Genomic DNA, 13,512 nt, shown 5'->3' on the forward strand with positions numbered 1-13,512 from the left:
GATGACATTGTTGCTTGCTTTCTTTTTTGTAATTTTGGCATTGGTTGCCTTGTTTCCGCCCTTTCTAGTTATGCTTGGAGGTTACTCAGGAAGCTTCGTTGAACGCTATGAGAGCTTTTTAGGTGAAAATGGAGGAACATTTGTCTCTATCGGTACTGTATTCTTAGTTTCCGGACTTGCGGTTTGGGCGGCTGCGATTACCAATTCTGCAACTGACCGACGAGAGGTCTATGGCCGGAAAATGCAGGCTGCTTTGCAGAAATCTCAGTTTAGACAAAGATGGATTGATGATCTCCGTGATGCACTAGCGGTATTCATCGCTGATATTTCTAATGAAACAACAGACTATGAAACTTCTGGTCGGAATCTCAACCAAATTTTGCTTCGGTTACCCATGCATGAGGATGAAGCCAAAGAAGTCGCGAAAGCTCTACAGCAGTTGATGAATGCAATGCGTGATCCCGAACAAAATGAAAGCATGAAGGCCAAGGCAAGAACTCACGCAGTGTATTCCGCACAAAAATTTCTCAAGAGAGAATGGGGTACTCTTAAAAAAGAGTTGGATAGCGCTGAAGGGATCGAGTTTAAGTGAAACGCCTCATCGAAAAAGGCCTGATGTTCGGGAACCTGATCCATGTGGCCTCGCCTGCGTTGGTGGAGCGGTATAACCGCGCGTTGGTCCATCTGACGGGCAAGCGCACGGAGCTGACGGATTTTCACATCGACATCAGCGGGTATTCCCCGGAAATCGGGGATGAGCTGGGGGATATGCTGTATCTGAACCAAGGGGGCTGTAATCGGCAGTTCATCCTGCTGACCACCGCGCAGAAAACCGCGCCTTTGCTGAATGCCAAATTCTCGATGTCGCGCAGCATTCTGCGGCAGTTCATCGAGGAAAACGAGGCGCAACTGTTCGCCCTGACCGCGCGAGATGCGGTGGCGGGGGAGCTGTTGAACTCGGTCTATTCTGTCGCCGATCCGGCGCGGCTGCTGGACATTCGCAAAATCAGGATCGAGGCGGACACGACCGCAGGCACGGTGCGGGACGCGGAAAAGCTGGGCCAGATGGTTGACCGCTTCATGGAGGAGGACGACGCCTGGTTCGATGATGTGCTGATTGCGGATATGATCGGGCTGGCGAAAAAAACTGGCGATGTGACGCGCAATCCGGTGCGGCTGAAACAGATGGAATTCGTGCAGAACAATTACTGGACCGCGCATTTCGGCGGGGTTTACCTGTTTCGCGGCGGGCCGGATGCTGTGGCGATTGCGCGGGATAAAGCGGCGCTGGCCGGATTGGCGGGGGCGCATGTTTTTGGCTTCGATGCGCGCAATCAGATTGCCCGGTTTCTGGAGCAGAACAAGCTGGTGGAACCCATCGTCAAGGCGCGGGGGATCGACGCGGGGGCGATCCTGCGGCAGAAGATGGATTTCATCGTGGTGGATGTGGCGCAAGACCGGGGGATTGACCTGACCGGGGCCACGCGGCGCGATATTCGGGCGCTGGCCCGCGCCCATGCCGATGCGTTGCCGCCGGAATTTCATGGACTTCAGGCCTTGGTGCGCTGGGCCGAGGACGAAGGACCGTGGCCCCGGATCGACAGCGATCACCCGGCCTATTTCTATAGCCTGCGGGCGGCGGATCACCCGGATGCGGATCTGGTGAACATGCTGCTGGCGGAATTGGCACCCAAGGACGTGCGGCAGTTGTTTATCTGCCACAAAGAGCTGTTTTACAGCCTGTATGCAGGGTGGTCGGACACCAAGAAATCCTATGTCGCGGATTTTCTGGAACGCGAATATCTGGCGGATAAGGTGGGGGCGCGGGCGGCCTTGTTTGGGCATGATGCGCCCTTGGCGGAACCTGCGCCACCCCCGCCACCACCTGCCCCGAAGCGGGATTTGCTGGACCGGGTCGGGCCGTGGGGGTCTGTGCGGCGGGAACGTGCCGCGCAGGGCCATGACAGGCCGCGCCCCAAGGGGCCGTGGGGCGGATAAGGGAGAAGCGGGATGCTGGGATTGCTGCGTCTGGTCGTCGTTGGGTTTGTCGTTCTAAGCGTGATCTATGTGATCGTGTCCATCTGGTCGCGCCGGGTGCGGCGCGGCAAGCTGGAGCGCGAATGGGACGAAGAAGTGAAACGCGGCGACCGTGAGGATTTCATCGAGGATGGGCTGGACGATTACGACGATTCATTCCGGCGCAAGCTGATCCTGTTGGTGTATATCGTGCCGGTGGCGATTGTCGCGCTGATCATCTATCTAGTGAACTATCGTTGAGGTGTTTCGAGGCGGGCCTGATACGCAGGTCGTTTTCAAATCACCCGCAACATTGAGTGGTTTTACGCGTATCCGAATACACGCTGACGCGGGGGTTCGACACGCATTAAGGAGGGCCGGGTATGGTCTATGTCAAATGGGCATTCTGGGGAACGGTCTGGCTGATCGTGGGGGCGTTTTTCCACTACACGCTGCCGCAGCACGATATTGTGCGGATCGTCAATACCTATGAGGAACGGCAGGAACTGGGCGACTGGACCCGGATTTTCTGGTCTACGCCGGACGATCAATCCACGGCGCTGATCAACCGTGATGTGCAGTTCATTCAGGCCGTCACCCCCGAGGGAAAGGCTAAGGTGTATCGGAACGAAGACACCGGATGGCACTGGCCGCCCTATTTCAAATTCGACACGGCCAACCTGTACACCGAGGCGAATGACGCCAAATCCACCAAGGATAATCCCGAATGGTATTCGGTCACGCATTATGGCTGGCGGAACGAATATTGGTCGGTGTTTCCGAATGCCGTGGGGCTGAAGCGGGTGGATGGGCCGGATGCGACGATTATCCCGTGGCTGAACATCATTATCCTGACCCTGTTTTTCGCGCTGATCTGGGCGATCTGGGTACGCTGGCGGCGCTTTCGGGCGAAACGAATTGACCCGATGCTGGAAGGGATCGAAGATAGCTGGGATGACAGCATGGATACGCTGGCCGAAAAACGCGGCCGGGTCCGGCGCTGGCTGGATAGCTGGAAATCGAAGAAGTAAGCAAAGGGATTGGTTATGTTTCGCATCGTATCGAAAACCGCGCTGATTGCTGTGGCTGTTGCATCACTCGCGGGGGCCGCGCAGGCGGCGGATTTTAAGATTTCGTTTACTTGGGATGGGTTGAAGCTGTGTACCAGTGGGTCGCCGAATGTGGTGCCGAACCCTGCATTCGTGGTCAAGGGTCTGCCTGCGGGAACGCAGGTTGTGCAGTTCCGGTTGGTTGATCTGGACGTGCCGGGATACGATCATGGTGGCGGCGCGGTGGCAATGACCAAGGACGGCAAGGTGCCAAGCGGGGCGTTTCGGTACAAAAGCCCATGCCCGCCGAATGGCAAACATACCTATGAATGGACGGCGGTCGCCAAATCCAAGAAAGGGTTCGGGGGCAAGAAGCTGGGAACGGCAAAGGCCCGGCGCAAATACCCCGAGTGAGTTTTACCAAAGGGCCGTCCGCTGGGATGGCCCTTTGGGTTTAGTGGGCCGCCTGCATCACGCCAATGGCGTCGCGGGCGATTTGGCGTTCTTCGTCGGCCTTCACGATATGCACAGGCAGATCACCCAAAAAGGCCAGATGTGCCATGATCCGGTCACGGATCGGGGCGGCGTTTTCGCCGATACCGCCGGTAAAGGCCACGGCATCCACCCCCCCCATTGCCACGATGGCCGAACCAGCCTGTCGTGCCGCCCAATAGCAGAAATGTTCAACGGCAAAACGGGCCTGATCGCTGTCGGTGGATAGCAGGGTGGCCATGTCATTGGTGCCAGCCAGCCCCTTTAGCCCGCTGTGTTTGTTCAGCAGGTCGGTGGCCGCGTCGATACCGTGATCCTGTGCCATACGCAGCACGGCCATACCGTCAATCGCACCGGGGCGTGTTCCCATCACCAACCCGTCCAGCGGGGAATAGCCCATCGAATTGGCCACGGATTTGCCATCCAGAATGGCGCACAGGCTGGCGCCGTTACCCAGATGCAGCGCCAGCAGGCGGCGGGGCAGGTTGGGGCGCAGGTTTTCAACAAGGCTGGCATAGCTTAGCCCGTGAAACCCGTAGCGGCGAATGCCCTTGTCGCGTTCAGCCTGCGGGATGGCAAAGGTGGTTGCCAGTGCCGGATTGCCCGCGTGAAAGGCCGTGTCGAAGCTGGCATATTGCGGCAGGTCGGGGACCAGCACCTGAAGCGCGCGGATGGCGGACAGGTTATGTGGATTATGTAGCGGGGCCAGATCGTTATAGCTTTCGATCCGGGTGATGATGTCCGGCGTCAACCGGGCGGGGGCGGTCAGGGATGCGCCGCCATGCACGATCCTATGGGCCGCAGCGGTCAGCCCGCTGGCAGGGTGGCCCTGTGCGGCCAGCGCATCCAGCAGCGATTTGAACGCGCCCTTGTGATCGGGGGCGAAAACGGGTTGTTTCAGCGCCCCCAGCTTGATCTGCCCGTTGCCGCCGATTTCGGTGATGCTGCCGGATAGAATGGCCGTCAGGTCAGGGGTGAAAAGTTCGATCTTGATCGAACTGGACCCGGCATTCACAACCAAAATCATGCGTCAGCCCCGGCAGCAATCACGCCCAAAGCGGCGGATGCGATACGCGCCGGGGCCGCCTGCGCCCGCGAGGTCAGCAAGATCGGCACCTTGGCCCCCAGCACCAGACCGGCGGCGCAACAGCCCATGCCCAGAACCATCAGTTTGAACACCGCGTTGCCGGTGGTGATGTTTGGGGTCAGAATGATGTCGGCATCGCCGCATACGTCGGATTCGTAGCCTTTGGCTTCGGCGGCATCGCGGGACAGGATCAGGTCCATCGCCATCGGACCCGAAACAGAACAATGCGGCAGCGCGGTTTTGGCCCAATCGGCGATTTCGCGGGCCTGCATGGAATTGGGCAGTGACGGAATCGGGTCTTCGGTGGCGGACAGGATACCGGCCTTTGGATGGGAAATGCCCAGTTGCCGCGCCAGTCGGACCGCGTGGCGCAGGCATTCCTTGCGGGTGTCCACATCCGGGTCCACGTTCAGCGCCCCGTCAGTCAGCAGGATGGGACGATCCGATTCGGGCATGGTGATGTGAAAGACATGGCCGCAACGTGTGCTGTCATCGCGCAGACCCGCCGACCGGGGTAGCAACCCCTTGAGAAAGGTCGAGGTGTGAATTTGCCCCTTCATGATGGCGTCGGCCTGCCCGGTGCGGGCCAGTTCGGCGGCTTTGGGGGCGGCTTCGGTATGGGGGGCGTGGATCAGCGGCAGGGTGGAAATATCCCATTCGATGTCATCCGCGATCTGGCGGATTTTTTCCGCGTCCCCGATCAGGATGGGATCGGCCATCCCCGCATCGGCGGCTTCGCGGATGCCGGTCAGCGCATTGACCGAGGCGGCATTGACCAGCGCCACCCGCGGCGTGGGCAGGCCACGCGCCTGCGCCAAAAGACGCTGAGGGGCTTCGGCGGTGGTGGCGGAAACAAAGGGAAACGGGTCGCGGACGGAAAGTTGCATCAGGGGCCTTTCGCCAATGTGGGTGGGCGGCTTGGGTTCGGGGACAGCCTATCAAATCCATGTGACACTGCCACCGTGCCGTAGCGGCGGGCTGGCGGTTTTTTAACTGCTGGGGGGCGGATTGGTTTGTATGTCGGCAATCGCGCGGGCAATCCGGGCGATCCCTTCGGGGATGCGTTCCACAGGGATCGAGGAATAGGCCAGCCGATAAAAATTTGTGGGCGGGTTGGCGATAGGGAAAAAATGCTGCCCCGCCTCGATCAGGACGCTTTGATCCATCAGGCGGGTGGTCAGGGCGCGGGTGTCCACCCCGTCCGGCGCCCGCATCCAAAAGGACGACCCGCCAAAGGCGCCGCTGCCCGCAATGTCCAGCCCATGTTCGCGAATGGCGCTTTCCATCACGCGACGACGATCCGCCAGCACACGGCCCATTTTGCGGATCAACGCATCGTAATGGCCCAGCGACAGGAAATAAGCGGCGGTGCGCTGGATATGGCCGGGGGGGTGGCGCAGGACGCTGGCACGTAGGGCGCGGGCCTCTCGGATAAAGGATTCAGACCCGACCAGATAACCCAGCCGCAGACCGGGAAACAGCGATTTGGAAAAGCTGCCGACATAGATCACGCGCCCGTCCCCATCCAGCGATTTCAGCGCCGGGGACGGGGGGGACAGGAACGACATTTCAAATTCGTAATCATCCTCGACGATCAGGGCGTCCAGTTCGCGGGCGCGGTCCAGCAATGCGTGGCGGCGATCCAGCGGCATGGTGGTGGCGGTGGGGCATTGGTGCGACGGGGTGGTAAAAATCACGTCGGCCTGCGGAATACGATCAGGCGGCAGGCCATGTGCATCCACATCCACCGGGGCCATATGGCAGCGTGATTGGGTCAGGATGTCCCGCAAGGCGGGGTAGCAGGGGCTTTCAACCGCAGCGATGCGGCGCTGCGTCAGCAAGACCTGCGCCGCCAGCCACAGCGCGTTTTGCGCGCCCAGCGTCAATAGCACCTGATCCGGGCGGGCGGTGATGCCCCGGCGCGGCAGGGTGTGGCGCAGGATGAATTCAATCAGCTTGGGGTCGTCCTGATCGTAGTAATCGGTGGTCAGGGCGGTGAAATCTTTCTGCCCCAGTGCCTTCAGCGCGCAAAGCCGCCAATTGGCGTGATCGAACAGGGCGGGATCGGTTTGCCCATAAATAAAGGCATAGCGATAGCGGGACCAGTCACGCGGACGATCCGGGGTAACGCCGCCAGTGAACCGTTGCCCGATGGCGCGGGACCAGTCGACAGCATCGGATTTCGGGACTTGCGGCGGGGTAGCGGGTGGTTCGGGGGCGGTATCGGACACATAATATCCCGACCGCCCCCGCGCAGACAGATAATCCGAGGCCACCAGTTCCGTATAGGCCAACGTTACGGTGATCCGGCTGACCCCCAGATGTTGTGCCAGTTTCCGCGAGGAAGGCAGCTTTTCCCCCCGCGCAAAGCGGCCTGACAGGATGCCTTGGGCAATCATCTGCTGGATCTGCGATTGCAGGGTGCCTTGCGCGTGGCTGTCCAAAAAGAAGGTTTCGGCGGAAATGCTCATGCTTGCAGGGTAGACTGGACTTATGGCGGGTTCAATCTGGCATGATGGGTGACAAGCCCGCCGGAATGCGCCAGTCTGCCCAGCAAACAGGAGGCGCAGATGAAAATTGCGGTGATGGGGGCCGGGGCGGTCGGATGTTATTACGGCGCGATGTTGGCACAGGCCGGGCATCAGGTGGTGCTGGTCGGACGGCCCGCATTGGTGCGGGCGGTGCAGGCCGATGGGCTGGTTTTGGAAAAGGACGGGCAGCGCCATGTCTGCGCAGTGATGGCCACAGACGACCCAGCGGCGGTAGCCGGGGCCGATATGGTGCTGTTTTGCGTGAAATCCGGCGATACGGAAACCGCAGGGCGGCAAATCGCGCCGCATCTGGGGGCCGGGGCGCTGTTGCTGAGTTTGCAAAACGGGGTGTCCAATGCGGAACGTCTGGCGCAGGTCACGGGGCATTCGGTGATCCCGACGGTGGTTTATGTGGCCAGCGCGATGGCCGGGCCGGGCGTGGTGCGCCACGAAGGCCGGGGCGATCTGGCAATCGGTGGGCCGGGCGCAGATGCGGCGGGCGCTGTGCTGCGGGCGGCAGGCGTGGAAACCGATGTGTCAGATCAGGTGATGAGCGCGCTTTGGGCCAAGCTGGTGCTGAATTGCGCCTATAACGCGGTGTCCGCGATTGCGCGCCTGCCTTATGGGGTGTTGGCGCAGGTGGACGGGGTGATGCCCTTGCTGGATCAGATCGTTGCGGAATGCCGGGCCGTCGCCGCAGCCGAGGGGATTACCCTACCAGAGGAGGTGTCGCAAACCGTTCACGGCATTCCGAACTGGATGCCGGGACAGTTTTCATCCACCGCCCAGGATGTCATGCGGGGCCGCCCGTCCGAGATTGATTTCCTGAACGGTGAAATCGTGCGATTGGCCGCGAAACACGGGATCGACGTGCCAATCAACCGCACGCTGACGCTGCTGGTGAAACTGATCGAACGCCAACAAGCGGAATAAAGCGCCCTGAAATACTGGGTTGATCTGAAATCCTCCTCAATATAACTATAAAACTAGTTTTATAGAATCATGGAGGGCGGATATGGACTTGTCTCTTACTGCTGGCGGCTTTGCCGCAATGGGGTCCGAGGCGCGGTTGACCGTGCTAAAGGCGTTGATACGCGCGGGTGAACCGGGGCTGACTGTGGGGGAAATCCAGACCCGCACAGGGATTGCACCATCGACCTTGGCGCATCATCTGAAATTTCTGTTGGCGGGTGGGGTCATTGTGCAGGAACGGATGGGACGCAGCACCATCACCCGCGCCAATTTTGGCGCCCTAAAGGGCTTGGCCGATTTCATCCTGAGCGAATGCTGCGCGGATTTGTGCAGAAAGGCGGCCAATGATGACTGACCTGAGCCATACCCCAACACCATCCTGGCGCAGCCTGTTGGCGCATCTGAAATCCCCTTGGGGGGTGATTGTGCTGATCTTGTTGGCAGTGGCCCTGTTGGATCCTGCGAACCTGTGGGCGACGGTGGAATTCGCCGCCAGGGCATTGGCCCATACCGCGCAGTATATCGTTTTTGCGGTGCTGCTGCTGTCTTTCCTGAAAGCCACCGGGGCCGAGGTGATGGTTGCCCGCGCCTTTGAGGGCCGTGAAACCCGAATGATCGTGGCCGCCGCGCTGTTCGGCGGATTGGCCCCGTTCTGTTCCTGCGAAGTCATCCCTTTTGTCGCTGGATTGCTGGCTTTGGGCGCACCCTTGTCGGCGGTGATGGCGTTCTGGCTGGCATCGCCGTTGATTGACCCGCCAACGCTGTTAATCACAGCGGGGGCGCTGGGGTGGCCCTTTGCCATTGGCAAGGCCGTGTTCGCTGTGGCCTTGGGTCTGTTCGGCGGGTTCATCGTGCGGGGGCTGATGGCAAAGGGAGCGTTTGCAGATCCGCTGCGTCCGCGTCAAAGCAGCGGGTGCTGTGGCTGTGGTGGTCCAAAACTGAACGGAAAACCGCATTGGGCATTCTGGCAAGAGCCTGCCCGCCGCACCATTTTCGCGACCGAGTTCCGCCAGAATGCGTTGTTCCTGCTGAAATGGCTGGCACTGGCTTATGTGCTGGAGGCGCTGTTGGTGCATTATGTTCCCGCCGATCTGATTGCGCAGGTCGTCGGTGGCACGGGTGTGGTGCCGATCGTGATTGCGGCTGTCGTGGGAATGCCCGCCTATCTGAATTCCTATGTTGCACCACCGCTGTTGGCCGGGTTGATGGACCAAGGCATGAGCGCGGGCGCGGCAATGGCATTCATGATCGCGGGGGCGGTCAGTTCGGTGCCAGCAATGGCGGCGGTCTGGTCGCTGGTTAAACCACGCGTCTTTGCCACCTATCTGGGATTGGGCCTAATAGGGGCTGTCCTGTCCGGGCTGCTATTCCAGATGGTTTGACGGAAAACGGGGGCCGTTTGCGCGGCCCCCGTTTCTGGTCTGTCAATCAGGGTGGATCAGCCAAAGACCTTGGTCAAAGCCCGGTCAACGGTGTCGGTGATCAGGTCCACGTCATCCGCCGTAACGATCAGAGCCGGAGAGAAGCACAACACGTTGTTGCGACCGGGGATCGAACGGTTGGATGCCCCGATGATAACCCCATTCGCCCCACATTCCGCCACAACAGCAGCCACGTCTTTTTCGTCTACGGGTTCCTTGCTGGCGCGGTCTTTGACCAGTTCGGCGCCAAGGAACAGACCCTTGCCACGCACATCGCCGATGATGTCATGCTTTGCCATCAACGCCTGAAGGTTCGCCATCATGCGATCCCCCATCGCGGCACAGTTTTCCAGCAGGCCCTCGTCTTCGATGATCTTCATGTTTTCCAATGCCGCCGCCGGACCGGCCACACAGCCGCCAAAGGTGGAAATATCGCGGAAATGGTCCATCTTGTCTGTGGCGTCGGATTTGAAGGCCTCGAATACCTCCTCAGTCGTGACGCAGATCGCAATCGCGGCATAGCCCGAGGCAACGCCCTTGGCCATGGTCACGAAATCGGGCTTGATGCCGTAATGCTGATAGCCGAACCAGTTATTGCCGGTGCGCCCGATGCCGCAAACGACTTCGTCGATATGCAGCAGGATGTCATACTGCTTACAGATTTCCTGCACCCGTTCCCAATACCCTTCGGGCGGGGTGATGACGCCGCCGCCTGCGGTGACGGGTTCCAGACACAGGCCGCCCACGGTTTCCGGGCCTTCGCGCAGGATCACCTCTTCGATCAGGTTGGCGGCGGCAATGCCGAATTCGCGGCCCGACAGATGGCCCAGGCCCAGTTCTTCCTTGCGGTACTCCATGCAATGCGGGACGCGCACGAAATCAGGGGCGAAGGGACCGTATTGCGCATTGCGTTCGTCCTGCCCGCCTGCGGACATCGCGGCCAAGGTGGACCCGTGATAATCGCGGTCGCGGTACAGGATCTTGGTTTTCTTGCCGCCGTGTTTTTTATGCGCGATCTGGCGGATCATCTTAAAGGCTTTTTCGTTCGCCTCGGACCCGGAATTGGTGTAATAAACGCGGCTCATCCCCGGCATTTTCGAGATCAGCTTTTCCGCGAACATCGCGCCGGGGATCGACCCGGCGGATTGTGCAAAATAGCAGAGTTTCATCAGCTGATCGCGCACTGCATCCGCAATCTGGGCGCGGCCATAGCCCACGTTCACGGTCCAGACCCCACCGGATACGGCATCCAGATATTCCTTGCCGTTCTGATCCCAGACGCGCATGCCCTTGCCTTCGATGATGATACGCGGGTCAGCCGTTTCAAAGGGTTTGTGCTGCGTCAGGTGGTGCCAGACATGGGCGCGGTCGGCGTCCACTACTGCGCGAATGTCATTGTCCAGATTGCCATCCATTGTGATCGTTCTCCGTTTTGCATGAAAAAGGGCTGCGCCGGGGCGCGTCCGCGATTGCGGATATTACAGCGTTGGAATCGCACCAGAGTATAGGGCCAGTTGGGTGCTTCGATAAGACCAGTTTTGGGGCTGTGGACATAACAGGCAGATCGCGGGCGGATTGCCCTGTGCATATGAGTATTTTGGGCAAGATGAATATGGGCGCTGCGGCTCTTTCTTGGGGAAAATATCCCCGCCGGAGGCATCCGCCCGTCAGGCTGGGTCATCCGTGTGAGTTTGGGCTTGCGGTTTTCGGTAAGGCGCGGTCCCTTGGGGCAAAGCGGAAAGGGCAGGTATGGAAGAACGGGCGTTTCTGACAGAGTTGTTTCAGGCAGCGATCCGGGCGGCAGACCCGAAACAGGCGCTTGCGGCGCATTTGCCAGCACGGCCCAAGGGGCGCGTGGTGGTGATCGGTGCGGGCAAGGGGGCGGCGCAACTGGCCGCCGCGTTCGAGGATCTGTGGGGCGATCCGGTGCAGGGCGTGGTGGTCACGCGGTATGGCTATGCCTGTCCCTGCCGTCATGTGCAGGTGTTGGAAGCCGCGCATCCGGTGCCGGATCAGGCAGGATTGGCGGCATCGCAGGCTTTGTTCGATGCGGCCGATGGGTTGACCTCCGATGATCTGGTGGTGGCACTGGTCTGCGGTGGTGGCTCGGCCCTGTTGGCGGCCCCGGCAGATGGGTTGGAACTGGCGGACGAGGTGGCGCTGAATCAGGCGCTGCTGGCTAGCGGTGCGCCGATTGGCGCGATGAATGCCGTGCGCAAACAGGTCAGCCGGATCAAGGGCGGGCGTCTGGCAGCAGCGGCGCATCCGGCGCGGGTGGTTAGCCTGATCGTGTCTGACGTGCCGGGGGACGATCCGGCGCAGGTGGCCAGCGGTCCCACCGTGCCGGATGCCGTTGGCCGGGCCGAAGCCTTGGCGGCGGTGCGTGATTACGGTATTGCCCTGCCGCCCCGCATTGCCAATTTCCTGCGCGACACGCCCGAGGACGCCCCGGTGCCAGACGACCCACGGTTTTCTGAGAACGAGGTGCATGTAATCGCCTCGGCCGCGAAATCGCTGGAGGCGGCGGCGCAGGTGGCCGAAGCCGCGGGCATTCCGGCGGTGATCCTGTCCGACGCGATCGAGGGCGAGGCGCGGGAAGTGGCGAAGGTTCATGCCGCTATTGCCCGCGAAGTGGCGGCAAAGGCACGGCCTTTCGTGCCGCCGGTTGTTATCCTGTCCGGCGGGGAAACCACTGTTACGCTGCGCGGCACCGGCAAGGGCGGGCGGAACAGTGAATTCCTGCTGTCACTGGCGCTGGAATTGGACGGCGTGGTGGGGGTGGCGGCTCTGGCTGCGGATACCGATGGGATTGACGGGTCCGAAGATAATGCCGGTGCCTTTGCTGATGGCGGTACAGCGGCGGCGATGCGGCAGGCGGGCATTGATCCGGCGCAGGCCTTGGCGGGGAATGACGCTTGGACGGCCTTTGAGGCGGTGAACGGCCTGTTCGTGCCGGGACCGACCGGAACCAACGTAAATGACTTCCGGGCGATCCTTGTGCGTTAGCGTGTGGCGGCGCGGCTTTCGCGGTAGATCACGAAAATGCCGCTGGCGATGATCACGCTGGCCCCGATCATTGTTGGCGTGTCGGGGATTTCCGACCAGATAAACCAGCCAAAGGCGGTGGCCCAAATCAGCGCGGTATAATCCAGCGGGGCCAGTACCACGGCAGGGGCCAGCCGGAATGCCTGTGTGATCAGGGTTACGCCTGCGGTGCCGACGACCGCGATGGCCAGAAACAGGTGCAGGTCGCCGGGGCGGATCGGCACCCAGACCAGCGGCGTCAGAATGCCGCCCAAAACGGTCCCGGTCAGGGTCAGCCACAGCAAAAGTGTCCAGACGCTTTCGCGCGGGTCCAGCAGCCGCGCGCTGAGCATCATCAGCGCATACAGAAACGCGGTTCCGACAGGCAGCAACATGGCGGGATGAAACGCCGCCGTTCCGGGGCGGATGGCAATCACCACCCCGGCAAATCCGGTCAGAACGGCCAGCCACCGCCGCCAGCCTACTGGATCACGCAACAGCAGGGCCGATAATGCGGTGATGAACAGCGGGGCGACAAAGGCCAGCGCCGTTGATTCAGCCAACGCCAGATAGGTCAGACTGGTGAAGAACAAATAGGTGGCACCAACCCAAAGCCCCCCGCGCATGAAATGTACCAGGGGCCGCGTAGACCACAGACCCGATGCACCGGCTAGGATGCGGGCGACAACCAACGCCACGGGCAGCGCAATCAGGTTGCGCAGGAACAGGATTTGGATCGGGGAATAATGTTGCGTCAGGGTTTTGGCCAGCGCGTCATTCACGCTCAGGCAGGCCATGCCCGCGATCATCATAGCGATACCCGTCAGATTCGATGGTGCGGTTGTGCTGTGCATGGGGGAACCTTTGCTGTCCGTGCGCGACTGTAGCGGGACGATGGAACAGGTGCCAGCGCAACAGGC

14 protein-coding genes are annotated in these 13,512 nt (G+C 60.7%); 9 read left to right on the forward strand and 5 right to left on the reverse strand.

The genetic code is table 11. The features are described 5' to 3' along the window. Position 1 precedes the first annotated feature (1 nt). The 5 genes from FN828_RS10970 (at position 2) to FN828_RS10990 (ending at position 3,479) form a co-directional block, all read left to right on the forward strand. On the forward strand, positions 2-592 hold the full coding sequence (locus FN828_RS10970; protein WP_142493458.1) for a hypothetical protein: 591 nt from the start codon (positions 2-4) through the stop codon (positions 590-592). Then, positions 589-1,998 (forward strand): DUF6638 family protein, encoded by a 1,410-nt coding sequence (locus tag FN828_RS10975; RefSeq protein ID WP_142493460.1) that lies wholly within the window; start codon positions 589-591, stop codon positions 1,996-1,998. The genes FN828_RS10970 and FN828_RS10975 overlap by 4 nt, the downstream gene beginning before the upstream one ends. Before the next feature lie 12 nt (positions 1,999-2,010). Further along, positions 2,011-2,277 (forward strand): hypothetical protein, encoded by a 267-nt coding sequence (locus FN828_RS10980; protein ID WP_142493462.1) that lies wholly within the window; start codon positions 2,011-2,013, stop codon positions 2,275-2,277. Positions 2,278-2,399: 122 nt separating this feature from the next. Continuing rightward, positions 2,400-3,047, forward strand: coding sequence for a DUF1523 family protein (locus tag FN828_RS10985; RefSeq protein ID WP_142493464.1), 648 nt, complete (start codon positions 2,400-2,402; stop codon positions 3,045-3,047). A gap of 15 nt (positions 3,048-3,062) precedes the next feature. Then, complete coding sequence (locus FN828_RS10990) at positions 3,063-3,479, forward strand: YbhB/YbcL family Raf kinase inhibitor-like protein (protein ID WP_142493466.1); 417 nt, start codon at positions 3,063-3,065, stop codon at positions 3,477-3,479. A gap of 40 nt (positions 3,480-3,519) precedes the next feature. On the opposite strand, the gene FN828_RS10995 is transcribed toward FN828_RS10990, so the two are convergent. The 3 genes from FN828_RS10995 to pdxR all read right to left on the reverse strand — a co-directional run bounded on the left by FN828_RS10995 (position 3,520) and on the right by pdxR (position 7,115). Further along, on the reverse strand, positions 3,520-4,584 hold the full coding sequence (locus tag FN828_RS10995; protein ID WP_142493468.1) for an acetate/propionate family kinase: 1,065 nt from the start codon (positions 4,582-4,584) through the stop codon (positions 3,520-3,522). Then, complete coding sequence (locus tag FN828_RS11000) at positions 4,581-5,531, reverse strand: phosphate acyltransferase (RefSeq protein ID WP_142493470.1); 951 nt, start codon at positions 5,529-5,531, stop codon at positions 4,581-4,583. Before FN828_RS11000 ends, FN828_RS10995 begins: the two co-directional genes overlap by 4 nt. 102 nt (positions 5,532-5,633) lie before the next feature. Next, positions 5,634-7,115, reverse strand: coding sequence for a MocR-like pyridoxine biosynthesis transcription factor PdxR (gene pdxR / locus FN828_RS11005; RefSeq protein WP_142493472.1), 1,482 nt, complete (start codon positions 7,113-7,115; stop codon positions 5,634-5,636). Positions 7,116-7,214: 99 nt separating this feature from the next. Here pdxR and FN828_RS11010 point away from each other — a divergent pair, with 99 nt between their 5' ends. The 3 genes from FN828_RS11010 (at position 7,215) to FN828_RS11020 (ending at position 9,529) form a co-directional block, all read left to right on the forward strand. Continuing rightward, positions 7,215-8,108, forward strand: a complete 894-nt coding sequence (locus tag FN828_RS11010; protein WP_142493474.1) for a ketopantoate reductase family protein — start codon at positions 7,215-7,217, stop codon at positions 8,106-8,108. An 82-nt stretch (positions 8,109-8,190) separates the two neighbouring features. Further along, positions 8,191-8,502, forward strand: a complete 312-nt coding sequence (locus tag FN828_RS11015; protein WP_142493476.1) for an ArsR/SmtB family transcription factor — start codon at positions 8,191-8,193, stop codon at positions 8,500-8,502. Continuing rightward, entirely contained in the window at positions 8,495-9,529 is a 1,035-nt protein-coding gene (locus FN828_RS11020) for a permease (protein WP_142493518.1), read from the forward strand. The genes FN828_RS11015 and FN828_RS11020 overlap by 8 nt, the downstream gene beginning before the upstream one ends. Before the next feature lie 56 nt (positions 9,530-9,585). Here FN828_RS11020 and FN828_RS11025 read toward each other — a convergent pair whose 3' ends face one another. After that, positions 9,586-10,983 carry an aminotransferase family protein gene (locus tag FN828_RS11025; protein WP_142493478.1) on the reverse strand — a complete coding sequence of 466 codons (1,398 nt, stop codon included), beginning with the start codon at positions 10,981-10,983 and terminating at the stop codon, positions 9,586-9,588. A gap of 334 nt (positions 10,984-11,317) precedes the next feature. Here FN828_RS11025 and FN828_RS11030 point away from each other — a divergent pair, with 334 nt between their 5' ends. Beyond that, positions 11,318-12,574: a glycerate kinase type-2 family protein gene (locus FN828_RS11030; protein ID WP_142493480.1), complete on the forward strand. Its 1,257-nt coding sequence runs from the start codon at positions 11,318-11,320 to the stop codon at positions 12,572-12,574. Here FN828_RS11030 and FN828_RS11035 read toward each other — a convergent pair. Next, positions 12,571-13,446: a DMT family transporter gene (locus FN828_RS11035; protein ID WP_142493482.1), complete on the reverse strand. Its 876-nt coding sequence runs from the start codon at positions 13,444-13,446 to the stop codon at positions 12,571-12,573. The two genes, FN828_RS11030 and FN828_RS11035, sit on opposite strands and share 4 nt — an antisense overlap. Positions 13,447-13,512: the final 66 nt, after the last annotated feature.

This window comes from Thalassovita litoralis, from assembly GCF_900182725.1.
In the GTDB taxonomy this organism is placed as follows: Bacteria; Pseudomonadota; Alphaproteobacteria; order Rhodobacterales; family Rhodobacteraceae; genus Thalassobius; species Thalassobius litoralis.